23 protein-coding genes are annotated in these 25,006 nt (G+C 68.9%); 8 read left to right on the plus strand and 15 right to left on the minus strand.

Annotated features, from left to right (window positions below; translation table 11 throughout):
- Nucleotides 1-17: 17 nt before the first annotated feature.
- The 4 genes from choxAB to C3942_RS03015 form a co-directional block, all read right to left on the minus strand.
- Nucleotides 18-1,667, minus strand: a complete 1,650-nt coding sequence (choxAB, locus tag C3942_RS03000; protein WP_104228834.1) for a cholesterol oxidase — start codon at nucleotides 1,665-1,667, stop codon at nucleotides 18-20.
- 12 nt (nucleotides 1,668-1,679) lie between these two features.
- The gene (locus C3942_RS03005; protein WP_104228835.1) at nucleotides 1,680-3,299 is read right to left on the minus strand and encodes an AMP-binding protein; all 1,620 of its coding nucleotides are present in this window, start codon (nucleotides 3,297-3,299) and stop codon (nucleotides 1,680-1,682) included.
- A 185-nt stretch (nucleotides 3,300-3,484) separates the two neighbouring features.
- Nucleotides 3,485-3,931: a c-type cytochrome gene (locus C3942_RS03010; protein WP_165797296.1), complete on the minus strand. Its 447-nt coding sequence runs from the start codon at nucleotides 3,929-3,931 to the stop codon at nucleotides 3,485-3,487.
- 96 nt (nucleotides 3,932-4,027) lie between these two features.
- Nucleotides 4,028-5,269 (minus strand): pyridoxal phosphate-dependent aminotransferase, encoded by a 1,242-nt coding sequence (locus C3942_RS03015; protein ID WP_104228837.1) that lies wholly within the window; start codon nucleotides 5,267-5,269, stop codon nucleotides 4,028-4,030.
- Between the two features lie 237 nt (nucleotides 5,270-5,506).
- On the opposite strand from C3942_RS03015, the gene C3942_RS03020 reads away from it, so the two are divergent.
- The 3 genes from C3942_RS03020 to C3942_RS03030 all read left to right on the plus strand — a co-directional run bounded on the left by C3942_RS03020 (nucleotide 5,507) and on the right by C3942_RS03030 (nucleotide 8,271).
- Nucleotides 5,507-6,874 (plus strand): DUF1329 domain-containing protein, encoded by a 1,368-nt coding sequence (locus tag C3942_RS03020; protein ID WP_243393497.1) that lies wholly within the window; start codon nucleotides 5,507-5,509, stop codon nucleotides 6,872-6,874.
- A 128-nt stretch (nucleotides 6,875-7,002) separates the two neighbouring features.
- Nucleotides 7,003-7,944: a LipP1 family hormone-sensitive lipase gene (lipP1, locus tag C3942_RS03025; protein WP_104228838.1), complete on the plus strand. Its 942-nt coding sequence runs from the start codon at nucleotides 7,003-7,005 to the stop codon at nucleotides 7,942-7,944.
- A gap of 117 nt (nucleotides 7,945-8,061) precedes the next feature.
- On the plus strand, nucleotides 8,062-8,271 hold the full coding sequence (locus C3942_RS03030; protein WP_104228839.1) for a hypothetical protein: 210 nt from the start codon (nucleotides 8,062-8,064) through the stop codon (nucleotides 8,269-8,271).
- 64 nt (nucleotides 8,272-8,335) lie between these two features.
- Here C3942_RS03030 and C3942_RS03035 read toward each other — a convergent pair whose 3' ends face one another.
- The 4 genes from C3942_RS03035 to C3942_RS03050 all read right to left on the minus strand — a co-directional run bounded on the left by C3942_RS03035 (nucleotide 8,336) and on the right by C3942_RS03050 (nucleotide 13,259).
- Nucleotides 8,336-9,319, minus strand: a complete 984-nt coding sequence (locus tag C3942_RS03035) for a HupE/UreJ family protein (protein ID WP_104228840.1) — start codon at nucleotides 9,317-9,319, stop codon at nucleotides 8,336-8,338.
- Complete coding sequence (locus C3942_RS03040) at nucleotides 9,316-10,239, minus strand: peptidyl-prolyl cis-trans isomerase (protein WP_104228841.1); 924 nt, start codon at nucleotides 10,237-10,239, stop codon at nucleotides 9,316-9,318. The genes C3942_RS03035 and C3942_RS03040 overlap by 4 nt, the downstream gene beginning before the upstream one ends.
- A gap of 139 nt (nucleotides 10,240-10,378) precedes the next feature.
- Nucleotides 10,379-12,325: a DUF3604 domain-containing protein gene (locus tag C3942_RS03045; RefSeq protein ID WP_104228842.1), complete on the minus strand. Its 1,947-nt coding sequence runs from the start codon at nucleotides 12,323-12,325 to the stop codon at nucleotides 10,379-10,381.
- A gap of 166 nt (nucleotides 12,326-12,491) precedes the next feature.
- The gene (locus C3942_RS03050; RefSeq protein WP_104228843.1) at nucleotides 12,492-13,259 is read right to left on the minus strand and encodes an SDR family oxidoreductase; all 768 of its coding nucleotides are present in this window, start codon (nucleotides 13,257-13,259) and stop codon (nucleotides 12,492-12,494) included.
- Nucleotides 13,260-13,405: 146 nt separating this feature from the next.
- Here C3942_RS03050 and C3942_RS03055 point away from each other — a divergent pair, with 146 nt between their 5' ends.
- The 5 genes from C3942_RS03055 to C3942_RS03075 all read left to right on the plus strand — a co-directional run bounded on the left by C3942_RS03055 (nucleotide 13,406) and on the right by C3942_RS03075 (nucleotide 18,062).
- Complete coding sequence (locus C3942_RS03055) at nucleotides 13,406-14,236, plus strand: alpha/beta fold hydrolase (protein ID WP_165797297.1); 831 nt, start codon at nucleotides 13,406-13,408, stop codon at nucleotides 14,234-14,236.
- A 78-nt stretch (nucleotides 14,237-14,314) separates the two neighbouring features.
- Nucleotides 14,315-15,112 (plus strand): fumarylacetoacetate hydrolase family protein, encoded by a 798-nt coding sequence (locus C3942_RS03060; RefSeq protein ID WP_104228844.1) that lies wholly within the window; start codon nucleotides 14,315-14,317, stop codon nucleotides 15,110-15,112.
- Nucleotides 15,113-15,125: 13 nt separating this feature from the next.
- Nucleotides 15,126-16,031, plus strand: coding sequence for an acetaldehyde dehydrogenase (acetylating) (locus C3942_RS03065; RefSeq protein WP_104228845.1), 906 nt, complete (start codon nucleotides 15,126-15,128; stop codon nucleotides 16,029-16,031).
- 11 nt (nucleotides 16,032-16,042) lie between these two features.
- Entirely contained in the window at nucleotides 16,043-17,086 is a 1,044-nt protein-coding gene (gene dmpG, locus C3942_RS03070) for a 4-hydroxy-2-oxovalerate aldolase (RefSeq protein ID WP_104228846.1), read from the plus strand.
- A gap of 1 nt (nucleotide 17,087) precedes the next feature.
- A complete protein-coding gene (locus C3942_RS03075; RefSeq protein WP_104228847.1) occupies nucleotides 17,088-18,062 on the plus strand; it encodes an SDR family NAD(P)-dependent oxidoreductase in 975 nt (324 codons plus the stop codon).
- Here C3942_RS03075 and C3942_RS03080 read toward each other — a convergent pair.
- The 7 genes from C3942_RS03080 to C3942_RS03110 all read right to left on the minus strand — a co-directional run bounded on the left by C3942_RS03080 (nucleotide 18,041) and on the right by C3942_RS03110 (nucleotide 25,001).
- On the minus strand, nucleotides 18,041-18,625 hold the full coding sequence (locus C3942_RS03080) for a lectin (RefSeq protein ID WP_104228848.1): 585 nt from the start codon (nucleotides 18,623-18,625) through the stop codon (nucleotides 18,041-18,043). The two genes, C3942_RS03075 and C3942_RS03080, sit on opposite strands and share 22 nt — an antisense overlap.
- 122 nt (nucleotides 18,626-18,747) lie before the next feature.
- The gene (locus C3942_RS03085) at nucleotides 18,748-19,518 is read right to left on the minus strand and encodes an SDR family NAD(P)-dependent oxidoreductase (protein ID WP_104228849.1); all 771 of its coding nucleotides are present in this window, start codon (nucleotides 19,516-19,518) and stop codon (nucleotides 18,748-18,750) included.
- Entirely contained in the window at nucleotides 19,515-20,681 is a 1,167-nt protein-coding gene (locus C3942_RS03090) for an acyl-CoA dehydrogenase family protein (protein WP_104228850.1), read from the minus strand. Before C3942_RS03090 ends, C3942_RS03085 begins: the two co-directional genes overlap by 4 nt.
- A gap of 352 nt (nucleotides 20,682-21,033) precedes the next feature.
- Nucleotides 21,034-22,224: an acyl-CoA dehydrogenase family protein gene (locus tag C3942_RS03095; protein WP_243393498.1), complete on the minus strand. Its 1,191-nt coding sequence runs from the start codon at nucleotides 22,222-22,224 to the stop codon at nucleotides 21,034-21,036.
- Nucleotides 22,225-22,247: 23 nt separating this feature from the next.
- Nucleotides 22,248-22,691 carry a DUF4334 domain-containing protein gene (locus C3942_RS03100; protein WP_104228851.1) on the minus strand — a complete coding sequence of 148 codons (444 nt, stop codon included), beginning with the start codon at nucleotides 22,689-22,691 and terminating at the stop codon, nucleotides 22,248-22,250.
- A complete protein-coding gene (locus tag C3942_RS03105; protein ID WP_104228852.1) occupies nucleotides 22,688-23,626 on the minus strand; it encodes an alpha/beta fold hydrolase in 939 nt (312 codons plus the stop codon). Before C3942_RS03105 ends, C3942_RS03100 begins: the two co-directional genes overlap by 4 nt.
- Before the next feature lie 19 nt (nucleotides 23,627-23,645).
- Nucleotides 23,646-25,001 carry a DUF1329 domain-containing protein gene (locus tag C3942_RS03110; protein WP_104228853.1) on the minus strand — a complete coding sequence of 452 codons (1,356 nt, stop codon included), beginning with the start codon at nucleotides 24,999-25,001 and terminating at the stop codon, nucleotides 23,646-23,648.
- Nucleotides 25,002-25,006: the final 5 nt, after the last annotated feature.

A 25,006-nucleotide genomic window follows, 5' to 3' on the forward strand; every position in this document is an offset into this window, starting at 1 on the left:
TCATCTGCGAGGGCTCCTCAAGCCTCCACCACCTCCGCCTCAACCCTCTCCACCACCATCCGCCCCACTCCCTTCTTCGGAATGAAGCTCATCGCCCGTTCCGCCAGCGCGGTGATGGTCAGGCTGGGATTCACGCCGAGGTTGGCGCCGAGCATCGATCCGTCCACCACGTAGAGGTTCTTGTAGCCGAACACGCGGTTCTGGGCGTCGATCACGCCCTTGTCCGGCGAGTCCGCCATGGCGCAGCCGCCCATGCAGTGGGCGGTCATGGGCACGTTGAGGAAGATCTCGCTCATGGAGCTCATGGGGATGCCGCCCGTGGCTTTCGCGGCCTTCTCGGCGAAGGCATTGGCCTCGGGGATGAAGGTGGGGATCGGCTGGCCCTCGCTGACCATGGCCTTGCCGAAGGGCCACCACCATCGGCGCTTCCAGCGCATGTCGATGTGACCCTCGAGGGTCTGCATGCAGAGGAAGATCACCGTTTCCCTGGCGAAGCCGAAGGGCAGCAAGAAGCGCAGGGCCTTGAGCGGGCCGCGCGCCAGCAGCCCGAGCACCGCGGCCAGCCAGTACAGCGGGCGCGTCGGCCCCGGCTTGCCGCCGGTGAGCATGGTGAAGAGCGTACCCATGGAGTCGGAGCCGGCCGGATAGCGCACGGCCTCGATGTGGGTGTGCTCGTCGATGTAGATGCCGGAGCCGATGGCGATGCCCTTGGACATGTCCTGCCGGCCATGCGGGTAGCGCACGCCGAGGATGGATTCGGCGTTGGTGCGCACGCGCCGGCCCAGTTCGCCGGAGATGCGCGGCAGCGAGCCGCGGTCCTTCAGCCGCATCAGCAGGCCCTGGGTGCCGAGCGAGGAGGCGGCCAGCACGACATGGCGCGCGGTGCAGCGGCGCTCCTTGCCGAACAGGCCGAAGCTCGGCTTCACGATCACCTCGTAGCCGTCGGCGCCGCCGGTGCCGTTCAGCGGGCGGATGTCGACGACCTTGGTCTCGGCATGCACCTGCGCGCCGAGCTTCTCGGCGAGATAGAGGTAGTTCTGGTCCAGGGTGTTCTTGGCGCCGTGGCGGCAGCCGACCATGCAGCCGCCGCAGCCCTGGCAGGATCGCCGCTCCGGGCCGGCACCGCCGAAGTAGGGATCGGGATAGCGCGTGCCCGGCGCATCGCCGGGCTTGCCGAAGAAGACGCCGACGTCGGTGCGATAGAAGCTGTCGCCCACTCCGGCCGCCTCGGCCATCTTCTGCAGGGCGTGGTCGGCCGGGCCGAGGATGCGGTTCTGGGTCACGCCGAGCATGCGCTTGGCGGTGGCGTAGTGGCCCGGCATGACCTTGTCCCAGTCGTCCAGGCCGGCCCAGGAGCCGTCGGACCACACCTTGGCGGGCGGCACCAGCAGGGTCTGGGCGTAGGTGATGGAGCCGCCGCCCACGGCGTTGCCGTGCAGGATCATGACGTGACGGAACAGGCGCAGGCTGAGGAAGCCGCGCAGGCCCAGCACGGGCGCCCAGAGATAGCGCGACAGGCTCCAGTTGGTCCTGGGCAGGTTGTCCGGCGTCCAGCGCCGTCCCATTTCCATCACCGCGACGCTGTAGCCCTTCTCCGCCAGGCGCAGCGCGGACACGCTGCCGCCAAAGCCGGAGCCGACGATGAGGTAGTCGTAGTCGTGCTGCATGGGAGGGCGCCCTCAGCGCAGTTCGCGGCGCAGGATCTTGCCGACCGGCGACTTGGGCAGCGCGGGGATGAATTCCACGTGGCGCGGCACCTTGTAGGCGGTAAGGTTGCTGCGGCAGTGGGCGATCAGCGCCTCGGCGGTGAGCAACTCGTCGCGGCGCACCACGAAGACCTTCACGGCTTCGCCGGTCTTGTCGTCCGGCACGCCGATGCAGGCCGACTCCAGCACCGCGGGGTGCTCGGCACAGACCGCCTCGATCTCGTTGGGGTACACGTTGAAGCCGGACACCAGGACCATGTCCTTGACGCGGTCGACGATGTGGAAATATCCCTCTTCGTCCTGGCGCCCCATGTCGCCGGTGCGGAAGTAGCCGTCGGCGGTCATGACCTTGGCGGTTTCCTCGGGGCGCTGCCAGTAGCCGCGCATCACCTGCGGGCCGCGGGCGCAGATCTCGCCCACCTGGCCGGGCGCCACCTCCCGGCCCTCGCTGTCGCGCACGGAGATGTCGGTGGACGGCAGCGGCAGGCCGATGCCGCCGCGGAATCCCGGCGCATCGGGACGGTTGACGGTCAGCACCGGGGAGGTCTCGGAGAGGCCGTAGCCCTCGAGCAGCACGCAGCCGGTGGTCTGCTGCCAGCGCCGCGCCACCGCCGGCTGCACCGCCGCGCCGCCGCCCATGGAGAGGCGCAGGGAGGAGAAGTCCAGGTCGGCGAAGCCGGGGGTGTTGAGCAGGCCGTTGTACAGGGTGTTGACGCCGGTGAAGAGCGAGAAGGGATGCTTGCGCATCGTCGCGACCACGCCGCCCAGGTCGCGCGGATTGGCGATCAGCACGCTGGTGCCGCCCTGGCGCAGCACGTTCAGCAGGTTCAGCATCAGCGCGAAGATGTGGTACAGCGGCAGCGCGGTGATGGCGACCTCGCGGCCCTCGGCGAACACGCCGGAGAACCAGGCGTCGAGTTGCGCGAGGTTGGACAGGATGTTGCCATGGGTCAGCTCCGCACCCTTGGAAACGCCGGTGGTGCCGCCGGTGTACTGCAGGAAGGCGGTGTCGGCGTGGCCCAGCTGGATCACGGGCAGCGGCGACGCCGTCGCCAGCGCCGTGGCCAGGGGCACGCGCAATTCGCCGGCGTATTCCCCGGCCGGTGCCGGCAGCGGGCCCGCCGGCACCGTGATCACGCCCTGCAGCGGCGTTTCCGCCAGCACGGCGTCGAGCGTGGCCAGGAAGGGCTCGGCGATCAGGATCGCGCGCGCGCCGGAATCGCGCAGCTGGTGCCTGAGCTCGCGCGGGGTGTAGAGCGGGTTGACGTTCACCACCGCGCAGCCGGCGGCCAGGATGCCGAGCATCGCTACCGGATAGGCCGCCAGGTTCGGCATCATCACCGCCACGCGGTCGCCGCGGACCAGGCCCAGGTCGGCCGCCAGGAAGGCGGCCAGGCGCTCGGCCTGGCGACCCAGCTCCGCGTAGCTCAGCTGCTCGTCGCCGCAGGCCACGGCGATACGCTGGCCATGGCGCCAGCAGGCGTCACCCAGCAGGTCGGTGACGCAGGCCGCGGCGGGCTTGCCGATCTCCGGCGCGATGCCGGCGGGATACTGCGCGAGCCAGGCCTGCCGGCCGGCGGACGGGGACGTCATGTTGCTCTCTCTCCTGGGATTCCCGGCGCTGATGCGGGCTGCGGCCATCTTCGTCCGGGCCGCGGCGGACCGCGCCGAACAATAGGTAGGGTTTGGGGAGGGCCCGCCACCGCGCCGCCCGGAGGCGGCGGAGACCGCAAGGCGCCGGTAGAGACCCGGGAGGCCCCTGCCCGCGCGGCCTTCCCTCAGCGCGCGGGCAGCTGCGCGCGCAGGGCCAGGGTGTCGGCGTCGCGGCCGGATGCCGCGCGCGCGGCACGCAGCGTTTCGAGGTCGATCGGCCGGTAGCCCGCGGCGGGGTGGTTCAGCGTCTCCGCGACGTAGCCCAGCACCGCGACCAGCTGCTCATCCTGCAGTCGCCAGCGGAAGGTCAGCATCAGGGCGGAATAGGGCTGCCCGCGCACCGTGATCGGGCCGGCCAGCCCATGCACGACGGCGCGCGCGATGTAGCTGCGCCCCTCGCCGGTGGCCAGCCAGGCTTCCATCCCCGTCAGCGGCGGGGCATGGCCCTCGATCCCCTGCCCCTGGGCCTGGTGGCAGACCGCGCAGCGCTCCGCGTACAGGGCAGCGCCGTCGGCCGCCATCGCGGCCCACGGCAGCATCAGGGGAAGCACGATCAGTCGGCGAAGCATCATGGATACGGACCCGGCCATGGTGCTCGCCAACCCGCAAGGATCGCGCCAGCGCAGGGCGACGCCGAGCGGCTGTGAGGCGGTGAAAGCGGTGCGGGATCAGGCTACCAGCTGTTTCTTGCCGTGCCGGGCGCGGTAGTCGCCGAGGAACCTGGCGATGCGGCCGATGGCCTCGCGCAGGTCGGGTTCGTGCGGCAGGAAGACGATGCGGAAATGATCGGGCTTGGGCCAGTTGAAGCCCGTGCCCTGCACCAGCATCACCCGCGTGGCCTCCAGCAGTTGCAGGAAGAACTGGCGGTCGTCCTTGATCGGGTAGATCTCCGGATCGAGCCGCGGGAACATGTAGAGCGCAGCCTCCGGCTTGACGCAGGTGACGCCCGGGATGGCGGTGATCAGCTCGTAGGCCAGGTCGCGCTGGCGGCGCAGGCGCCCGCCTTCGCCGACCAGGTCGTTGATGCTCTGGTAGCCGCCCAGCGCGGTCTGGATGGCCCACTGGCCGGGCACGTTGGCGCAGAGCTTCATGTTGGCCAGCATGTTCAGGCCCTCGATGTAGTCCGCGGCGCCGGCCTTGTCTCCCGAGACCACCATCCAGCCCGCGCGGTAGCCGCAGGCCCGGTAGCTCTTGGAAAGCGAGTTGAAGGTCAGCGTCAGCACGTCGGTGGACAGGCTGCCCAGCGCGGTATGGCGCACGCCGTCGTACAGCACCTTGTCGTAGACCTCGTCGGCCAGGATGACCAGGCCGTGCTCTCGCGCGATCGCCACGATCTCGCGCAGCACGTCGTCGGGGTAGACCACGCCCGTCGGGTTGTTCGGGTTGATGACCACGATGCCCTTGGTCCGCGGCGTGATCTTGGCGCGGATGTCGTCCAGGTCGGGAATCCAGCCGTTGGCCTCGTTGCACAGGTAGTGCACGGGCTTGCCGCCCGACAGGCTCGCCACCGCCGTCCACAGCGGATAGTCCGGGGCGGGCAGGAGCAGTTCGTCGCCATTGTCGAGCAGCGCGTTGGTCGCCATGGCGATCAGTTCGGAGGCGCCGTTGCCCAGATAGACGTCTTCCAGGGTCACGCCCTGGATGCCCTGCACCTGGGTGTAGTGCATGACCGCCTTGCGTGCGGCGAAGATGCCCTTGCTCTCCGAATACCCGGCCGAATGGGGCAGGTTGCGGATCATGTCCTGCTGGACTTCCTCGGGGGCGTCGAAGCCGAACACGGCCAGGTTGCCGATGTTGAGCTTGATGAGCTGCTGGCCCTCATCCTCCATCTGCTTGGCCCGATCCATGATCGGGCCACGGATGTCGTAGAGGACGTTCGCCAGCTTGCTCGATTTCTTTACGGCTTTCATGGGGTAGATTGGTTCGAAAGGCGGTCATCATAAGGCAGTGGGCGCCCGACCGAACGCCTGGACCCGGAAGCCGGCGCCGCCGCCGGGACAAGGAGGGCGGAGCCGCGCCTTCGCCCGCCCTCCTCGCCGGCGGACCACCCGCCGGATGCAAAACCTAACCTGAGTTAGGGGTAATAATTTTCACTCTCCCCTATTGTGCCGCCACCGTAAAACCGTGGTCACAAGAGGAGAAAAACCATGAAATTCAATATGTTCAAGGCGATGGCGATGGCGGGGGCCACCGCCGTCGCGCTGGGCCTTCCGCCGGCCGCACTGGCCAAGGTCCCGGCGGCCGAGGCCGGCAGGCTGGGCAAGGAGCTGACGCCGGTGGGCGCGGAACCGGGCGCCAACAAGGACGGCAGCATCCCGGCCTGGGTGCCGGCCCGGCAGCGCGGCGCTCTCAAGGGCGAGTTCCCCAACGACGCGGCGATCGACGCCGAGAAGCCGCTGTTCACGATCACCAAGGCCAACATGGGCCAGTACGCGGACAAGCTCACCCAGGGCCACCAGAAGCTGCTGAAGACCTACGACAGCTACAAGATGAACGTGTATCCCAGCCACCGCATGGCCACCTTCCCGGACGCGATCCTGAAGGCGACGGCCGAGAACGCGGTGAACTGCGAGATGGTGGGCACCGACACGCCGGACAACTGCAGGCTGGGCTTCCCCTTCCCGATTCCCAAGAGCGGTGCCGAGCCGATCTGGAACCACAAGATGAAGTGGCGCGGCGAGGCGCAGACGCGTTTCAACAACCAGATGATCGTGCAGCCCAACGGCCAGTTCCAGCTGACCAAGATCATCGAGGACGTGAGCTTCGGCTATGCGTCGATCAAGAACCCGGTGCCGGTGACCAAGAACTCGGGCGAGTTCCTGAAGTACCTGTCCAAGACCGTGGAGCCGCCGCGCATGGCCGGCACCTTCATCCTGGTGCACGAGAAGGCCGGCACGGGGGCGGAAGGCCGCGCCGCCTGGCTGTACTCGCCGGGCCTCAAGCGCATCCGCCGCGCCCCGACGGTCTGCTGCGACAACCCGTACGAAGGCACCGACGGCCACCAGTTCTACGACCAGGTGGACATGTTCAACGGCGTGCTGGAGCGCTACAACTGGAAGCTGCTGGGCAAGAAGGAGATGTACATCCCGTACAACTCCAACAAGATCGCCGGCCCCAAGGTGAAGTACAAGGACATCGCCAAGGCCAAGCACGTCAACCCCGAGCTGCCGCGCTACGAGTTGCATCGCGTCTGGGTGGTCGAGGCCGAACTGAAACCTGGCACCAGCCACACCTTCAAGAAGCGCCGCTTCTACATCGACGAGGACAGCTGGAACATCGTGGCGGTGGACGATTACGACAAGCGCGACGAGCTCTACCAGTTCCAGGAAGGCCATCTGATCTTCGCCTACAACATCCTGGCGGCGACGACGGTGCCGGAGATCATCTATCACTTCACCTCGGGCCGCTATTTCGTCACGGCCGCATTCAACGAGGACAAGCCCAATGACTCCAGCGTGTCCTTCAATGCGGACTACTTCAGTGCCAGCTCGGTGCAGAAGATGACCACCAAGTAGGAGTCCCTGGGGCGGCCTCCCACCCCGGATTCCGTAGGCCGTCCCCTTCAGGCCGCCCGCCAGGGCGGCCTTTTTCTTGGGCGCGTCACGGCTCCGCTATGCTGCCGCCATTGCTTACCGGAGCCCGCATGACGCTCGACCCCCAGGCCCAGGCCATGCTGCAGGCGCTGTCGCGCCTGCGGCCCTTCGAATTCGCCACGCTCACCGGCGAGGGCTATCGCGCGGTGATGGACCGCAGCGGCCTGTTCGCGGCCGGAGACGCGGTGCACTCGGTGGAGGAGCGGGAGATTCCCGGCCCCGGGGGCGGCCTGCGGCTGCGCATCTACCGCCCGGGCGCAATGGGCGGCTATCCGGTGACACTGTTCTTCCACGGCGGCGGCTTCGTCGGCTGCACGCTGGACACGCACGACAACGTCTGCCGCTGCCTGTGCCGGCGCGCGGACAGCATCGTGGTCTCGGTGGACTACCGCCGCGCGCCGGAGGCGCCCTTCCCGGCCGCGGTGGAGGACGCCTTGGCGGCGCTGCGCTGGGTGCATGCGCATGCCGCGGAGTTCGGCGGCGATCCGGGGCGGCTGGCGGTGGCCGGCGACAGCGCCGGCGGCAACCTTTCCGCCGTGGTCTCGCAACTCTGCCGCGGCACCGGTCCCGCGCTGAGCCACCAGTTGCTGATCTACCCGGCCACCGACTTCGCCGCCGAGACGGAGTCCCGCCGGACCCGCGCCGAAGGCTACTTCCTCACCGCCGAACTGATGCGCTGGTTCGGCGACCAGTACACGCCCGATCCGGCCGTGCGCGGCGATCCGCGCGTCTCGCCGCTGCGCGCCGCCGATTTCAGGAACCTGCCGCCGGCCACCGTGCTGGTGGCCGGCTACGACCCGCTCTGCGACGAGGGCCTGGCCTACGCGGGCCGCCTGCGCGAGGCCGGGGTACCGGTGGAGGTGCTGGATTATCCGGGCCAGATCCACGGCTTCATCAACATGCTGGGCGCCATCGGTGCCGCCGACGAGGCGCTGGACCGCTGCGCGGGCGCCCTGGAGAGGGCGTTCCGGGCAGATGCGGACAAGCGGTAGCGCCAGAACGATGACGGCACGAACCAGTAGGTTTTGCCGACTGAATTCCGGCGCCTTGCTGCCGTTGAATAGGCAGCAAGGGAGGAGAAAACCACGCCTCCCGGCAAAGGAACCGCCATGAACCCGATCCTGTCCACGCTGGCCCAGATCATCATCCTGATGCCGGCCAATTTCGCCCTCGGCCTGCTGGACCGCGCCAAGCCCCTGGCCATCGGCGAGCTCAAGGCCCGCAGCCGCCGCGGAGAGCTGATGCTCTCCGGCCTGTTCGTAGCCGGCTGGTGGACCCTGATCATCCAGGCCGTGCAGGGCGTGATCGGGCTGCCGTAAGCCCCGCCGCCAGCAAGGAATGCCACGTCCCTCTCCTGCCGCCGCGGGAGAGGGATTTTGCTTTCTAGAGCCCGATCCCGGACACCCGGTCCAGGCACCAGTAGGCCGCCAGGGCGCCGATGAGGTACACCGGCAGCAGGCGCGGCAAGGGTCCCTGGGCGACCACCGGCAGGCGCCGCCAGGCCAGCCCAAGAACCAGCAGGACGACCACCAGCAGGACCTGCCCCAGCTCGATGCCGAGGTTGAAGGCGAACAGGGCCAGCGGAATCTCGCCCTGCGGCAACCCCACCTCGGACAGCGCCCCGGCGAAGCCCAGGCCGTGCAGCAGTCCGAAGCTCGCCGCCATCAGGGCCGGACGGCGGGCCAGCAGGGTCGGCGGGCGATCCGCCGGGCGAGCCAGCTCGCAGGCCAGCAGCAGGATGCTCAGGGCAATGCCCAGCTCGGTCAGGCCGGGGTCCACGTGGACGAAGCCCAGCACCGCCAGCCCCAGCGTGATGCTGTGCCCCAGCGTGAACGCGGTGACGGTGACCAGCAACGGCTTCAGGCGCCGCACCAGCAGCACCAGCGCGGTCACGAACAGCACATGATCGAACCCGAACAGCAGGTGTTCCATGCCCAGGTGCAGGTAGGCCGGAAAGACCGCCGGCACGGCCTCCGGCGGCGGCACGGTGTAGCCCGGCCGCGTGGCGTCGAGCAGGGTCTTGGCCACCGAGCCGTCGGCACGCTCGACGCGCAGGATGACGTTGATGCCGGCGCGATCGAGTTGCGGCACCGACAGGCTGCGGCCGGTCAGCCCGCCGGGGCAGCGGACGGTCCACCGCGCGGTATAGGCGCCGCGGTCGTCGCGCTCGATGCGCGGCTCCTCCAGGCGCGCGCAGTCGGCCGGAAGCTGAGGTTCCACGCCCACCGCCTGCAGGATCGAGGCGCGCCACAGCAGCTCGACGCGGCCATCGCCGGCCTCGCGCAGCTGCAGCAGTGCCGGCGCCAGCGGGTGGGCCTGCGCCAGCCCGCAGCACAGCCACAGCAGCACGGCGAGCGCGCGCCTCATGATGCGACCGGCTCGATGCCGGACTCCGCGTCGATGCGATAACGCTGCAGCAGCCTCGCCCGGGCTTCGGCGAGCTGCCGGGCCTGGCGCTCCGCCAGCAGGGCATAGGCCGCCTGGCGGCGGACCGCAGCGAAGTCCGGCGCGGCTCCCGCCTCGCGTGCCTGCAGGCGCAGCAAGTGCAGGCCGTACGGGGAGGCCACCGGTCCGGTCCACTCGCCGGGGGCCGCAGCAGCCACCGCCGCGGCCAGCGGCCGGCCGAGCTGGCGCGCGATCTCCTCCTGCGTCAGCGCGCGGAACTGCGCTCCGAGCAGGAAGGCGTCGCCGCCGGGCGCCGCTCCCGCACGCAGGGCGGCCAGTTGGCGCTGCGCCTCGCCGGGCGGGCGCCTGGCATCCAGGAACACCTGCTCGAAGCTGTAGCGCTCCGGGGCGCCGTAGCGCTCCGGGTGCGCGGCGACGTAGTCGCGCAGTTCGCCCTCGCTGGGCGCGGCCTCCGCCAGCAGCCGCTGCTCCATCGCCTGGATCAGGCGGCGACGCGCCACCAGGTCGCTCTGGCGCATCTCCAGGGCCTCGGCCTCGCGCAGCAGCGCGGCATCGTCGAGCTTCGACTCCGGGTAGGCGAAGCGCAGGTTCATCAGCAGGCGCCGCTGCGCCACCGGATCGCGCTGGTCCAGCCCCAGGCGCAGCGCCTCGCGCAGCAGGGCCTCGTCCTCCAGCCAGCGGCGGTAGCTGGCCTGCAGCTGCGCCGCATCCGGCGCACGCCCGGTGTCGCGGCGCCAGTCCTGGCGCAGCCGCTCGATGTCGGCGGCGCTGACGCGGATGGGTTCGGTGGGCGGCGGCACCCAGGCCTGGGCCAGGTGCAGCAAGGCGCCAAGGAGCAGGAAGTGCAGCAGGGGCTGGCGGAAGAGGCGGGAAGCTTTCACGGACCGTTCACACCGAGTCGCGCCGCGAAGCGTCGCGTATCCAGCTGCGTGCAGTACGTGCCTCGATACGCACGCTCGCGACGCTCACGAGGCTGCTCGGCATGAACGGTCTGCTGATGGACTCCACTGACATCGTCGCTCAACGCGCCGCCCGGTACCAGATCGGCGAAGTCCAGGCCCGCTCCTGCACCGTCTTGGGGTAGTCGGCATTGCAGCAGTCGGCGAAGGCCTCGGGCACGGCGTCCGGATCGGCGCAGCTCACGCCCGCCGCCACGCACTGGCGCGTGGACCAGCGGCAGCTCGGGTTCTCCAGTACGCGGGCGTAGTAGAACGCGTTCTGCGCCGGGTCGAAGTCCGGATCCTCCCAGACGCCGCAGAGGCTGGCGTAGCCGTCGCCGGAGGTCTGGCAGGTGTCGGTGTCCACCGAGGCGCCATTGTCCTTGTTGCCGGCGATCTCGTAGACCGCTTCGCGCTTTTCGCCGTTCTCGATCCAGCCCTTGACGATCTGGATATGCTGCAGCGGCTCTACCGGTTCGCCGCCGGCCCCCGGATCGCGCAGCGCGGACACGGCGAAGCGCGGCTTCAGGCCGCTGGCCGGCTGCGCCGGCAGGTCGCCGCCCATCGGCACGCCGTTGCGGTAGCCCTCGGAGGCGAAATTGCGGCTGCCGCAGAGGCCCTCGGGGAGATTCCAGCCGCCATAGAAGCGCACCACCGGCCGCGTACCGCTGGTGGCATAGGCTTCGCGCCGGCGCATGGCGGAGAACAGCGAGCTGCGAGTGTTCTCCTCTGCCCACAGCACCGCCAGGCCGCCGGGGCTGTTCTCGATGCGGTCGGTGAGGCCCGGCGGCAGCTCGTCTCTCGCGCTGGCGCCGGCGCCGCCGTGGCCCGGGTAGTCCTGCTCCTGCACGCGGCCCGGCGTGCCGAGGTGCGTGTCGGAGCTGCCGACGAAGCCGTACTTGAAGGGGTTGGCGCCAATCTCCTGCTCGTAGCGCAGGCCTTCCTTCAGCGCATCGCGCAGGTAGTCGCGCTCCAGCGGCGCGCCGCTGGCGGCGGGGCTGATCTGGCTGCCGATGAAGTTGCGGTAGGGAATCAGCTCGAAGCCGCATTCCTCGTCGGACAGGCCGGCACCGGTGGTGCCCAGGCATTCCGACTGCCCCTTGTGCTGGTAGATCTCGGCCAGCGGCTCGTTGAGCTGCCGCGCCAGGGCATACTCCTCGGTGAAGTCGCGGCCACGGCGGTCCTTGCCGCGGAACATCAGGCCGCCGCTGAGGTTGGAGTTGTGCGGGATGGTCAGCACGTTGCAGCCCTGGTCGCCGCGGCACTGCTCGGCCAGCGCCTCCCACAGCAGCTCGGGCTCCGGCGTCTCCAGGTAGCTCGGCGGGATCTCCGGCACGACCTCGGTTTCGAACAGCACGTTGCGGTGCAGGTTGTTGGACAGCGGCGCACCGGTCCATTCATAGCCGACGAAGGTGGTGAAGTGGCACTCCGGGCTGCGGTCCAGGTAGGCCTCGGCGGCGAGCTGGATGTCGCGCCAGGGGGTCTTGGCGGCCTCGATGCAGCGCTCGCCGCCCAGCCCGCAGAACGGCAGGCGCGGGATGATCTCGCCATCGCCCGAGGGCAGGCCGAACAGGCCGGGGCCGAGCAGGTTGAACACGATGAAGGCCTGCGGCGGCGCGGCGCGATAGAAGCGGCACTCCAGGGAGTTGTAGCCCTCGAGCTCGGGGTTGGTGCAGATCTCGGTCTCGCCGAACAGCTCGGCATGATCGGTGACGGCGGCAAAGTCCAGCGGGCGCGACAGCTTCGTGCTGCGCAGCGGCTGGCCCTCGGCGTTGTAGGGCTGGATGCCCAGTTCCTCGCCCTGCGCGAAGCGGTAGGCCTCGTGCGGACCGATCACGGTGCCTTGCGTGTTGGCGTCCAGCGAATACTTGGTGTGGACGTGCAGGTCGCCGAAGAAGGGCTGGCGCTGCTCGTTGTAGTGGCGGCACTTGGCGCTGGCGGGCGGCGGGTTCGCCGAACCCGTGGTCTCGTCACTGCGCCCGCAGGCACTCAAGGCCAGCAGCAGTCCCAGGCATAGCAAGCGACGCATCCTCTCTCCCCCTTCGCAATCCAAGTCCTCCTCCGTTCGCCCTGAGCTTGTCGAAGGGTGAACGGACCGCCCGACACCTGGCTACCTGATTCCCGCCCGTACTTCGACAGGCTCAGCACGAGCGGAAATCTTAACCATCGGCGCTGGAGGAGGCGCTAGTTTTTATTCATTTATCCTTATTCACCTGCGCCGCATCCAGGAAGGCCGGCCGCTCGCCGCCGCCGTGCAGCACGAGGTTGGTGCCCGAGGCGTACGAGGCCTCCGGCGAAGACAGCCAGACACAGGCGTTGCCGATGTCGGCGGGATCGGCCAGGCGCGCCATCGGCACCGTACGGGCCACCGCCGCGATGCCGGCCTCGTCGCCGTAGTGCAGGTCGGACTGCTCGGTGCGGACCATGCCCGGGCTCACCGCGACCACGCGCACCTTGGGCGCCCACTCCACCGCCAGCGAAGCGGTGAGGCTGAGGAGGCCCGCCTTGGCGGCGCCGTAGGCCGCGGTGCCGGGCGAGGGGCGGATGGCGGAAACGCTGGCGACATTGACGATGACGCCGCCGCCGGCCTGCCCCTGCATCAGGGCATTGGCCTTCTGCGCGAAATGGAACGGCGCCAGCAGGTTCAGCGCGATGATCGACTCGTGGAATCGCGGCGAGGCCTTGTCGGCCATCGCGAAGGGCGCGCCGCCGGCATTGTTGACCAGCACGTCGAGGCGGCCGTGCTTCTCCGCGATGCCGGCGAACAGGGCGTCCACGGCCTCGCGGTTGCGCACGTCGCAGGCGACGAATTCGGCCGTGTTGCCGTTCACCTGCGGCAGCGCCCCCGGAGCCTCGCGGCCGCAGATCACCACCCGCGCCCCCGTGGCCAGGAAACGCTCGGTGATGCCGCGCCCGACGCCCTTGGCGCCCCCGGTAACCAGTACGACCCTGCCCTGCTGCACGCCCCGCTCCCGAAAAAGTCCTTTCCGGCCATCATCCTAGGCGATTGCGGGGGGCGGAGCTTTACTCCAAAAGGATGAAGCAGCGCCCGGCGCGGAGGAGGACCATTCGCGTGCAGAAAACCATGCCCGCCGGAAAGTCCGCTCCCATGACCAGCAAACCCGTGCCCGAGGGTCAGTACGTCACCCTCAAGAACGGCTACCGCATCCACTACCAGGACCAGGGCCAGGGTCCGGTCGTGGTGTTCCTGCACGGCTCCGGCAACGGCGCCAGCGGCTACAGCAACTTCAAGGGCAACTACCCGGACCTGGCCCAGGCCGGCTACCGCTGCCTCGTGCCCGACCTGATCGGCTTCGGCTACTCCGACAAGCCGGCGGACGTGGAATACCCCCTGTCCTTCTTCGTGGACTGCCTCAAGCAGACCCTGGACGCCCTGGGCGTGCAGAAGGCCACGCTGGTGGGCAACTCCCTGGGCGGCGCCGTGGCGCTGGGTTTCGCGCTGGAGCACCCGGCCAGCGTCGAGAAGCTGGTGCTGATGGCACCGGGCGGCCTCAACGAGCTGCCGGACTACCTGGAAATGCCGGGCATGAAGGCCATGTTCGCGCTCTACGGTTCCGGCAAGCCGGTGACCGAGGAAGCGATGAAGGATTTCTTCATCAAGGCCTTCGTGGTGGACCCGGCCGTGGTCACCGACGACCTGGTGCACGAGCGCGCCGAGATGGCCAAGCTGCAGAACCCGCAGGTCATCAAGACGCTGAAGGTGCCGGTGATGACCGAGCGCCTGGGCGAGATCGGTTGCCCGGTGCTGACGCTCTGGGGACTCAACGAGAACATGATGCCGGACAGCGGGATCATGCGCCTGGCCAAGGGCCTCAGGCACGGCCGCATGGTGCTGGTGCCGCAGTGCGGCCACTGGGTCATGATCGAGCATCGCGGGCTGTTCAACCGCACGGTGCTGGACTTCCTGAAGCATGGCTGATCCGACCCACGCCCTCTCCGAGCCGTTCGTGCCGAGCCTGCCGAAGGGCGAGCGGCCCTGAAGGCCACTGATATCCCCATGAGCCTCACAGACCAAAGAATCATTGCCCTGGGCGACGAACTGTTCGCGGCGCTGCGCTCGCGCTCCGTCCTGGAGCCGCTGACCAACCGCGAGGCCGGCATCGACATCGAGGACGCCTACCGCATCTCGCTGCGCTTCCTGTCGCGCCGCGAGGCCGAGGGCGAGCGCGTCATCGGCAAGAAGATCGGCGTGACCAGCAAGCCGGTGCAGGACATGCTCGGCGTGCACCAGCCGGACTTCGGCTTCCTCACCGACCGCATGCACGTGGCCAACGGCAGCACGGTGAGCATCGCGGGCAGCGGCCTGATCCAGCCGCGCGCCGAGGGCGAGATCGCCTTCGTCCTGAAGAAGGACCTCAAGGGCCCCGGCATCACCGAGGAGCAGGTGCTGGACGCCACCGAATACGTGGCGCCCTGCTTCGAGATCGTGGATTCCCGCATCCGCGACTGGAAGATCAAGATCCAGGACACCGTGGCCGACAATGCCTCCTGCGGCGTGTTCGTGGTGGGCGATGCCCGGATCGACCCGCGCTCGCTGGACCTGGCCGCGGCGACCATGGAAATCCACAAGAACGGCCAGCACGTCGCCTCCGGCGTCGGCGCGGCCGTGCAGGGCCATCCGGCTACCGCGGTCGCCTGGCTGGCGAACACGCTGGGCCGCTACGGCATCCCCTTTCTGGCCGGTGAAGTCATCCTCTCCGGTTCGCTCGCGCCGCTGCTGCCGGCGTCGCCGGGCGACCGTTTCGAGATGAGCATCGCCGGCATCGGTACCGCCTCGATCGGATTCGAGGCCTGATTCGGAAGACCCCATGAAGAAGATCAAGTGCGCCATCATCGGTCCGGGCAACATCGGCACCGACCTGCTGTACAAGCTGAAGCGGTCGCCGGTGCTGGAGCCGGTATGGATGGTGGGCGTGGACCCGACCTCCGAGGGCCTGGCGCGTGCGCGCGAGCACGGGCTGAAGACCACCGACCAGGGCGTGGACGGCATGCTGGCCCACGTCAAGGCCGACGGCGTGCAGATCGCCTTCGACGCCACGTCCGCCTACGTGCACAAGGACAACTCCGACAAGCTGAACAAGCTCGGCGTGATGATGATCGACCTGACGCCGGCGGCCATCGGCCCCTACTGCGTGCCGCCGATCAACCTCAAGGAGCACGCCGGCAAGCGCGAGATGAACGTCAACATGGTCACCTGCGGCGGCCAGGCCACGATCCCGATGGTATACGCCGTCTCGCGGGTGCAGAAAGTCCGCTACGCCGAGATCATCGCCACCGTGTCCAGCAAGTCCGTGGGTCCCGGCACGCGCAAGAACATCGACGAATTCACCCGCACCACGGCCGGCGCGGTATCCCGGATCGGCGGCGCCGACGAAGGCAAGGCCATCATCGTGATCAACCCGGCCGAGCCGCCGATGATCATGCGCGACACCATCCACTGCCTGACCGTGGACGAGCCGAAGCAGAAGCAGATCGAGGAATCGGTGCGCGACATGGTGGCCGAGGTGCAGAAGTACGTGCCGGGCTACCGCCTGGTCAACGGCCCGGTGTTCGACGGCCACCGCGTCACCAGCTTCATGCAGGTCGAAGGCCTGGGCGACTTCCTGCCCAAGTACGCCGGCAACCTCGACATCATGACCGCCTCGGCCACCCGCACCGCCGAGATGTTCGCCGAAGAAATCCTGGCCGGGCGCCTGACGCTCGAAGCCGCCTGAGGAACAGAACCATGAGCCATCTCAAGGGCATCCAGATCAAGGTCCATGACATGTCGCTGCGCGACGGCATGCACCCCAAGCGTCACCAGATCACCATCGAGCAGATGAAGACCATCGCCCAGGGCCTGGACCAGGCGGGCTGTCCGCTGATCGAGGTCACCCACGGCGACGGCCTGGGCGGCGCCTCGGTGAACTACGGCTTCCCGGCCGCCACCGACGAGCAGTACCTGCGCGCGGTGATCCCGCTGATGAAGCAGGCCAAGGTATCGGCCCTGCTGCTGCCGGGCATCGGCACCGTGGACCACCTGAAGATGGCGGCCGACTGCGGCGTCACCACGATCCGCGTGGCCACCCACTGCACCGAGGCCGACGTCTCCGAGCAGCACATCAGCCTGGGCCGCAAGATGGGCCTGGACACGGTGGGCTTCCTGATGATGGCCCACATGATCGAGCCGGAGAAGCTGATCGAGCAGGCGCTGCTGATGGAAAGCTACGGCGCCAACTGCATCTACCTGACCGACTCGGCCGGCTACATGCTGCCGGAGGACGTCACCGCCCGCATCGCTCTGGCGCGCGAGAAGCTCAAGCCGGAGACCGAGATCGGCTTCCACGGCCACCACAACCTGTCGATGGGCGTGGCCAACTCGATCGCGGCGGTGGCGGCCGGCGCGCGGCGCATCGACTGCGCCTGCGGCGGCATGGGCGCCGGCGCCGGCAACACGCCGATGGAGGTGTTCGTGGCGGTGTGCAACCGCATGGGCATCCAGACCGGGGTGGATGTGTTCAAGATCTCCGACGTGGCCGAGGACCTGGTCACGCCGATCATGGACTTCCCGGTGCGCATCGACCGCAACTCGCTGACGCTGGGCTATGCCGGCGTGTACTCCAGCTTCCTGCTGTTCGCCCGCCGCGCCGAGGCCAAGTACGGCGTCCCGGCCCGCGAGATCCTGCTGGAGCTCGGCCGCCAGAAGATGGTCGGCGGACAGGAGGACATGATCGAGGACACCGCCATCACCATGGCCCGCGAGCGGGGCCTGCTGAAGGCTTCCGCCTGAGATGGCCCTGCGCCGCTACACGGCGGCGCTGGGCCGCGCCTGCCGCCGCCTGTTCGGGGCGGCCGGCGCGCAGCCTCGTGACCTGAAGGGTCGCGTCTATCTCGTCACCGGCATCGCACCGGGCTCCATCGGCTTCGAAACCGCCCGGGCGCTGGCCGCCTGGGGCGCGACCGTGCTCGTCACCACGCGCAGCCAGCCGGATGCCGCGGCACAGGCGTTGCGCGCGGCGCTCCCGCCGGGCAGCGGCACGGTGGAGCCGCTCGCGCTGGACCTGGCGTATGCCAGCTCGGTGGACCGGCTGGCGGACTTCGTCATCGCCTATGGCCGCCTCGACGGCCTGATCAACAACGCCGGCATCCACCTGGACCTGCTGTCGCAATGGAAGGAGCCGAAGCTGGTGGACGGCCACGAGATCCACTGGCGCACGAACTACCTCGGCACGATGCAGCTGACCTTGCGCCTGCTGCCGCTGCTGCTGCGCACGGCCGCCACGCAAGGCGAGGCCCGCGTGGTCAACGTGGTGTCGATGCTGCATGCGCGCGGCAGCAATGCCGGCCTGTTCGGCGGCGGTCCCGCCTACAACTCCTGGGTGGCCTACGGCAATTCCAAGCTGGCCCTGGTGCATGCGACGCAGGAACTGCAGCGGCGCTACGGCCCGCAGGGCCTCAAGGCCTTCAGCCTGCACCCGGGTGCGGTGTTCACCAACATCGCCGACAAGGGCTTGAGCGGCAATCCGCTGCTGGAGGCGGTGCGGCGCTTCTTTGCGCCGATGGAAGCGATCTTCCTGCTGACACCGGAGGAAGGTGCGCAGACCACGCTGGTCTGCGCCACCGCGCCGGAGGCCGTGGGGGGCGCCTACTACCGCAGCTGCCGCGTGGCACGGGCCAGCGCCGACAGCCACGACGCCGCGGTCTCGCGGCGGCTATGGGACGAGACCCGCGCCCGGCTGGCGCCTCAGGAACAGCCCTCCACGTAATCCACCGCCGGCGGCAGGCCGATGCGCCAGCGCTGCACCCGGCCCTCCGGCGAAACCTCGAAGATCAGCCGGGCCTCGCCGCCCTCCGGCGCGCGGACGATGTAGTACTTCGCGCCGGCCACGTACTTGTGCGGGACCTCCTCGATGCGGCCGCCATAGTGCTGCTGCAACTCCTGCGCGCTGCTGCCGACACGCCCGCCTCCGGGCGCGGGGAACAGCGCCTCGTCCACGTCGAAGCGCGCAAAGCGGCCCTCGACCAGCATGAACGAAGTGCCGAACCCCCGGGCCGGCGCCGGGTCGGGAAAGAGCTGCAGGCAGCTTCCCGGCTCGCTGCCGGCCGCCTTCAGCGGCCGCCCCCAGGCCAGGCGCACGGCGGCCTCGCCGTCGCCGAAATGAGCCGGGCCAAAGCCCCGGAATCCCACCGTTTCCTCCTGCTTCGGCGGCTCCGGGGCCACGGCAGCCGGCTCGGGGGCGCTGTCCACCGGCGGCGAATTCTCGCCGCTGCCGCGCTGGCAGGCGGACAGGGCCGCGGCGGCGGCCAGCAGGATGATGGCGGGTTTCAAGGGCAGGCCCTCCAGCGTCGGGGGATGCCGCTTGGACTGGCGGGGATCCGCCAGGTTCCGCTCAGCCGCCCAAGCGTTGGTGGGGAAGCATCCTGCGATGGGGGGGAAGCGGCCGGCGCCGCCTAGACCGAGGCACAGGAATGGGCGCCGTCCACCACGATCTCGGCGCCGCTCATGTAGCGGCCGGCATCGGAGGCCAGCAGCAGCAGGGGACCGTCGAGGTCCGGATACTGGCCGAAGCGGCGGAAGGGCACCCTCGCCCGCAGCTTCTCGCCGCCCTCGCTGGCGAGGTAGTCCGCATTGATCTCGGTGGAGAAGTAGCCGGGAGCAATGCTGTTGACGCGGATGCCATGCCGGGCCCATTCCAGCGCCAGGGCCCGCGTCAGGTGCGCCAGGCCAGCCTTGGACGCGCAGTACGGAGCCAGGGCAACGCCGACGCGGCTGGCCAGGATCGAGGTGACGTTGATGATGCTGCCCCCGCGCTGGGCGGCCACCATGCGCCGCGCCGCCTCCTGCGCCACGATCCAGGCGCCGCGCAGGTTGGTGTCGAGCACGGACGTCCATTCCGCGTCGTCGCAGTCCAGGGCGCGGGCCTTGGCGCCCACGCCGGCATTGTTGACGACGATGTCCGGGGCGCCCCAGCGTGCGGCCAGTTCGTCGAAGGCGGCCTGGACGCTGTCGCGCGCAGTCACGTCCATGGAAAGCGCCCGGGCACTGCCGCCCTCCGCCACGATCTGCTCCACCAGCGTCGAGAGGCGATCGGCCCGGCGTGCCGCCACCGCGACCTCTGCACCGGCGCGCGCGAGCACGCGGGCGAAGTGCTGGCCGAAGCCGCTGGAAGCTCCGGTCACCAGGGCGTGACGCCCCTTCAGCGAGAACAGTTCGGGGCTCATGAGATCTTTCCTTCCAGCAGCTTGCTGGCCAGGCTCCAGCGGTGGACTTCCGAGGGGCCGTCGTAGATGCGGAAGGCACGCAGGTCGCGGAAGATGCGCTCCACGATGGCCTCGCCGGTGACGCCGCGTCCGCCGAGGATCTGCACCGAGCGGTCGACGATGCGCCAGGCCGCCTCGGAGGCCGTGACCTTGGTCATGCTCGACTCGCGGTTGCCGGAGTGCCCCTGGTCCAGCACCCAGGCGCAGTGCCATATCGCCAGGCGCGTGTTGTGCAGGTCCATGGCGTTGTCCGCCAGCATGAAGCCCACGCCCTCGTGCTCGCCCAGGCGCTTGCCGAAGGCCTGGCGCTGCCGGGCATAGGCCAGCGCGGTGTCGTGGGCACGGCGCGCGGCGCCCAGCCAGCGCATGCAGTGCGTCAGCCGCGCGGGCGCCAGGCGTACCTGGGCGTAGCGGAAGCCCTTGCCGATCTCACCCAGGACGTCCGCTGCCGGCACGCGCAGGTTCTCGAAGTGCAGCACGCCGTGGCCGCCGGTGAAGCAGGAGTCCAGCGAATCCATCAGCCGCTCCAGGCGAATCTCCGGCCGGTCCATGTCCGACAGGAACATGGTGGCGGAACCGTCTTCCATCCTGGCCATGATGATGGCGAAGCGGGCGCCCTCGGCACCCGTGATGAGCCACTTGGTGCCGTTGATGACGTAGTGGTCGCCGTCTCGAACCGCCGTGGTCTGCAGCATGGAGGGGTCCGAGCCGGCACCGGGCGCTGGCTCCGTCATGGCGAAGCAGGAACGCGTGCATCCCTCGGCCAGCGGACGCAGCCAGCGCTCCTTCTGCTCCGGCGTCGCCACGATCTCCATCAGGTGGATGTTGCCCTCGTCCGGCGCGTGGATGTTCAGCGCCACCGGGCCCAGCGGCGAATATCCGGCTTCCTCGAACACCACCGCCTTGGCGACATGCGACAGGCCCAGCCCTCCGAACTCCGGCGAGGCATGCGGCGTCAGCAGGCCGGTGCCGCGCGCCAGGGCCACCAGTTCCTGCCGCAGCGCCTCGCCGGGGCCGTGCGGGGTCTGGCGCGGATCGCGCTCGTAGGGGATGACCTGCTGCGCGATGAAATCGCGGGTCTTCTGCTGCAGGGCCTGCAGGTCGGGGCTGAGGGAGAAGTCCATGGTTTCGTGGGCTGGTGTCCGGTTCTCTGGGATATGCGCCAGAACGACCCGTTCATGGCGAGTAGCCTCGTGAGCGTAGCGAGCGTGCGTATCGAGCCACCCTTTGGAGGCTCCTGATACGCGACGCTTCGCGACGCTACTCGGGGTGAACGGGACGGATACTAAGGCGCCGCAGCACCAGAAAGCACCCTTCCTGACAACGTTAAAAAAACCGGATGGCTGCCCCCCGGCAAACCATCCGGCAACGAGGACCGTTACAACCGCTTCGTCATGCCGGCGAAAGCCGGTATCCAATCGCCATGTGGCCATTGCTGCCGGAGACCGGATGCCGGCTTTCGCCGGCACGACGACGCTACAGGGACCGCGAAATCAGCTCCTTCATGATCTCGTTGGTGCCGCCAAAAATCCGCATCACGCGTGCATCCACCCAGGCGCGGGCCACCGGATACTCCAGCATGTAGCCGTAGCCGCCGTGCAGCTGCACGCACTCGTCGATGACCTTGTTCATCATGTCGGAACACCAGTACTTGGCCGCTGCGGCCGCCTCCGGGCTGAGCTTGCGCTGCAGCACCAGCTCGATGCAGCGGTCCACGTAGACCTGGGCGATCTCGATCTCGGCGCGCATCTCGGCGAGCTTGAACTTGGTGTTCTGGAAGCTGGCCACCGGCTTGCCGAAGGCCTTGCGACCCTTGGTGTATTTCACCGTGCTCTCGAAGGCGGCGCGGGCGCCGGCCACGGACATCACGGCGATCACCATGCGCTCCCAGGCCAGTTCCTTCATCAGCATGATGAAGCCCTGCCCGATGGCCTTCTCCCCGCCCAGGATGTTGGACTTGGGGATGCGCACGTTGTTGAAGAACAGCTCGCAGGTATCCTGCGCCTTCATGCCCACCTTCTTCAGCGGCTTGGCCTTGGCAAAGCCCGGACGGTCGGCCTCGACGATCACCAGGCTGACGCTCTTGCCGCCCTCGTCACCCTCGCCCATCTTCACGGCCACGATCACCATGTCGCAGAGGAAGCCGTTGGTGATGAAGGTCTTGGTGCCGTTGAGCACCAGGTCGTCGCCGTCCTCGACGGCGCGCATCTTCATGCCCTGCAGGTCGGAGCCGGTGCCGGGCTCGGTCATGGCGATGGCGCCCACCGCCTCGCCCGACACCAGCTTCGGCAGCCAATGGCGCTTCTGCTCCTCGGTGCCGTGGTTCAGCACATAGGGAGCGACGATGTCGGAGTGCACCGGCCAGCCGATGCCGGAGGCTCCGGCGTACAGCAGCTCCTCGAGATAGACCACGCTGTAGAGACGGTCGGCGCCGATCCCGCCGTATTGCTCGGGTACGGTCAGGCTCAGCAGGCCCATCTCGCCCGCCTTGTTCCACAGCGCGCGATCGACGTGCTGCTGCTCCTCCCAGCGCTCATGGTTCGGGCTGATCTCCTCGGCGATGAAGCGCCGCACGCTGCGGCGGAACTCCTCGTGCTCGGCGGTGAACAGGCTGCGGGGCACCATGGAGGGGACGTTCTGGAGGAAGGGACTCTGTGCAGCGGTCATCGTGAATCTCTGGCGGGGGCGCTTCAGCAGCGCCGGAGGTAGAAGTACAGGGGCATCGAATCCCCCTTGCGGTCCATCACGCCCAGCACGGTGCGCTCGTCCACCCGGCGGAAGTGGTCGAACACCGGGTGCTGGTCGTAGCACATCGTGGCGGTGACCACGCCGCGGTACTCGACGCGGCGCAGCGAGGCCGTGCCCATGATGGGGTTGACGACGCGGCCACCGTCGGGGCCGCGCGAGACGATCGGCGAGACATCGTTGCTGCCGCGGAAGGTCTTGCCGACCCAGCGCAGGGCCTCGAGCTGGCCCTCGCCGGGATGGCCGGTGTCGAACACGCCGCCATCCCATTCGCCCAGCATGAAGTCCTCGGCGACGTCCGGCAGGGCATCGAACAGTGCATCGAGCTCCTCCAGGCCGGTCTTGCCCTGGCGGGAGGCCAGGGCCTCGAAACGGGCCTGCAGGCTCATGCGGCCTCCGGCTGGACGGCGATCCGCGGCGGCGCCAGCGGCGCCGAGAGGAACCGTCCCAGGGTGTAGAGGAAACGCCCCGGCGCCTCCACGGGGACGATATGGCCGCAGTAGCGGAATTCGATCACCCGTGCATCCGGCACGTAGCGGGCGATGCGGCGCTGCCCCTCGGGCGGAAACACGGCGGACCGGCGGCCGACCAGGACCCAGAACGGGATGCGGACGCGGCGCAGCGACTCGCGGAAATCGTAATCCTGCTCCACGAAGGCACGCACGCAGGCCAGGTAGATCGGCCAGTCGTCGGCGCGCAGCAGGTGGCTTCCCGGCCGGCTCCCGCCCGCCGCGCGGAACACGAGCTTGAGCAGCGGCTGGCCGATGCAGTTCTCGAAGAACTCCCCGAACCACGACCAGAACTGCTGCTGCAGGGCCGGCGGCAGCCGATGGAACGGCATGTCGCGGTCGACGGGTTCGAAGGCGGCGATCAGTTCCCGGGCCCGTTCGAAGGCCTGGGCATTGTCCACCCCCATCAGCCCCCAGCTCCAGCCTTCGCCGTTGGCGATGCAGGGCGTCTGGTCCACGTGCAGGTAGGCGGAGATCCGGTCGAAGCCGTAGCGCCGCTGGTACTCCAGGCCGCTGGCCGCGCCGATGGAGAAGCCGACCATGCGTGGACGCTCCAGCCGCAGGTGCTGCAGCAGGTCATGCACGTCGTCGGCGTTCTGCCGCAGGGCATCCGCGCTGCTGGGCTTCACGCCACGGGAGCCGCCGAAGCCGCGGAAGTCGAGCATCACGAAGCGCCGCCGCGCGGCGAAGGGCAGCACGAAGGGCAGCCACATGGCGGCGCGCATGCCAAAGGCATGCAGCATCACGCAGGCCGGGCCGCGGCCGATGTCGAGGTAGTGCAGCCGCGCGCCATCGCGGGCCTGGAAGTACGGCATGGATCGTTTACCTGTGAGCCTATTTCAGCGAACGCTTCTGTACCGCGGCCGCTTCGAAGTAGTCGTCCGGAAAGCGGGCCGTGAAATCGTTGGGCTTGTCCTCGTTGGCCATGGCCGTGAGGAAGTAGCGGCCGGAGGTGAAGTGGTAGATCACCTCGGGAATGCCGCCGACGGACTGCACGCTGGGCGCGAATACCGTATGCCCTTCCTGGAACTGGTAGAGGCCGCCGCGATTGTCGTAGTTGTCGATCTGCGCCGGGTACCAGCTGTCCTCGTCCAGGTAGAGCCGGCGCTTGTTGAAGGTATGGTTGGTGCCCGGCCGGATGCTGGCCTCCACCACCCACACGCGATGCAGCTCGTAGCGCGGCAGGTCCTGGTTGAGATGCCGCGGCCGCGCCATCGCCTTGAACTTCACCGCCGGACTGCCGATGCGGTTGGAGTTGTAGGGGATGATCAGTTCCTTCTTGCCGACCAGCTTCCAGTCATAGCGTTCCAGCACGCCGTTGAACATGTCCACCTGGTCGTAGAACTGGTGGCCGTCGGTGCCTTCGTACGGGTTGTCGCAGCAGACCGTCGGGGCACGGCGGATGCGCTTGAGGCCCGGGGAGTAGAGCCAGGCGGCGCGGCCCTCGCTACCGGAGCCGGCCTTCTCGTGGACCAGGATCATCGTGCCGGCCAGGCGCGGCGGCTCGACGGTACGCGAGAAGTACTTGAGGAACAGGCCGCTGCTGCGGGTCAGGGGCACCGGGTCGATGGTGGTGGCGTAGTAGAAATTCACCTCTTCGATGATCTTGGTGAGCTGGTACTCGCCGGTCTGCTGCACGATCATCTGGTTGTTGTAGCGCCGCGCGCCATCGCCGCGCCAGCGCACGCGGTGGTTCCACATGATCTCCGCGCCGCTCTTCGGGATCGGGAAGGTGAAGCCCTGCCGGCAGTTGTCCGGATTGTCGATGCCCGCCAGTTCGCAGGTGATGGCGTTGGCGATGGTCGACTTGTAGATGAAGTCCGGGAACGACACCCGGCGCCGGCTCGGGTAGACGTTCATCTTGTAGCTGTCGTAGGTCGACAGCAGGCGCTTGTGGCCCTCGCTGAGCTTGTCCGCGTACTGCGGCAGGTTGGCCTTGGTGATGGTGTACAGCGGCTTGTCGCCGTCGATCTCCGGATCGGACGGGTACTCGCCCTTGAGCGAGCCGTGCCGGGGCGCCGGCGTCCATTCCGGGATGCTGCTGTCCTTGTTGGCGGCCTTCTCGGCGCCCACGGGCGTCAGCGACTTGCCGAGCTCGGCCGCTTCCTTGGCCGTGACCTTGGCCAGGGCCGGCGCCTGCGCCAGGGCCAGTGCCAGGCCAGCGCCCATCATCGCGATCCGGATGCTCATCCCCG

Origin of the sequence: Solimonas fluminis, assembly GCF_002930645.1 — a bacterium.
GTDB lineage: Bacteria > Pseudomonadota > Gammaproteobacteria > Nevskiales > Nevskiaceae > Solimonas_A > Solimonas_A fluminis.

Excerpts from the sequence above, each read along its gene's own strand:
- C3942_RS03095 (WP_243393498.1), bottom strand. The coding sequence starts at position 22,224 with ATGACCGCTGCACAGAGTCCCTTCCTCCAGAACGTCCCCTCCATGGTG.
- lipP1 (WP_104228838.1), top strand. The coding sequence starts at position 7,003 with ATGACGCTCGACCCCCAGGCCCAGGCCATGCTGCAGGCGCTGTCGCGC.
- C3942_RS03020 (WP_243393497.1), top strand. The coding sequence starts at position 5,507 with ATGAAATTCAATATGTTCAAGGCGATGGCGATGGCGGGGGCCACCGCC.
- C3942_RS03075 (WP_104228847.1), top strand. The coding sequence starts at position 17,088 with ATGGCCCTGCGCCGCTACACGGCGGCGCTGGGCCGCGCCTGCCGCCGC.
- C3942_RS03085 (WP_104228849.1), bottom strand. The coding sequence starts at position 19,518 with ATGAGCCCCGAACTGTTCTCGCTGAAGGGGCGTCACGCCCTGGTGACC.
- C3942_RS03105 (WP_104228852.1), bottom strand. The coding sequence starts at position 23,626 with ATGCCGTACTTCCAGGCCCGCGATGGCGCGCGGCTGCACTACCTCGAC.
- C3942_RS03030 (WP_104228839.1), top strand. The coding sequence starts at position 8,062 with ATGAACCCGATCCTGTCCACGCTGGCCCAGATCATCATCCTGATGCCG.
- C3942_RS03060 (WP_104228844.1), top strand. The coding sequence starts at position 14,315 with ATGAGCCTCACAGACCAAAGAATCATTGCCCTGGGCGACGAACTGTTC.
- C3942_RS03045 (WP_104228842.1), bottom strand. The coding sequence starts at position 12,325 with ATGCGTCGCTTGCTATGCCTGGGACTGCTGCTGGCCTTGAGTGCCTGC.
- C3942_RS03035 (WP_104228840.1), bottom strand. The coding sequence starts at position 9,319 with ATGAGGCGCGCGCTCGCCGTGCTGCTGTGGCTGTGCTGCGGGCTGGCG.
- C3942_RS03110 (WP_104228853.1), bottom strand. The coding sequence starts at position 25,001 with ATGAGCATCCGGATCGCGATGATGGGCGCTGGCCTGGCACTGGCCCTG.
- C3942_RS03100 (WP_104228851.1), bottom strand. The coding sequence starts at position 22,691 with ATGAGCCTGCAGGCCCGTTTCGAGGCCCTGGCCTCCCGCCAGGGCAAG.
- C3942_RS03055 (WP_165797297.1), top strand. The coding sequence starts at position 13,406 with ATGACCAGCAAACCCGTGCCCGAGGGTCAGTACGTCACCCTCAAGAAC.
- C3942_RS03010 (WP_165797296.1), bottom strand. The coding sequence starts at position 3,931 with ATGATGCTTCGCCGACTGATCGTGCTTCCCCTGATGCTGCCGTGGGCC.
- C3942_RS03005 (WP_104228835.1), bottom strand. The coding sequence starts at position 3,299 with ATGACGTCCCCGTCCGCCGGCCGGCAGGCCTGGCTCGCGCAGTATCCC.
- C3942_RS03015 (WP_104228837.1), bottom strand. The coding sequence starts at position 5,269 with ATGAAAGCCGTAAAGAAATCGAGCAAGCTGGCGAACGTCCTCTACGAC.
- dmpG (WP_104228846.1), top strand. The coding sequence starts at position 16,043 with ATGAGCCATCTCAAGGGCATCCAGATCAAGGTCCATGACATGTCGCTG.
- C3942_RS03090 (WP_104228850.1), bottom strand. The coding sequence starts at position 20,681 with ATGGACTTCTCCCTCAGCCCCGACCTGCAGGCCCTGCAGCAGAAGACC.
- C3942_RS03065 (WP_104228845.1), top strand. The coding sequence starts at position 15,126 with ATGAAGAAGATCAAGTGCGCCATCATCGGTCCGGGCAACATCGGCACC.
- choxAB (WP_104228834.1), bottom strand. The coding sequence starts at position 1,667 with ATGCAGCACGACTACGACTACCTCATCGTCGGCTCCGGCTTTGGCGGC.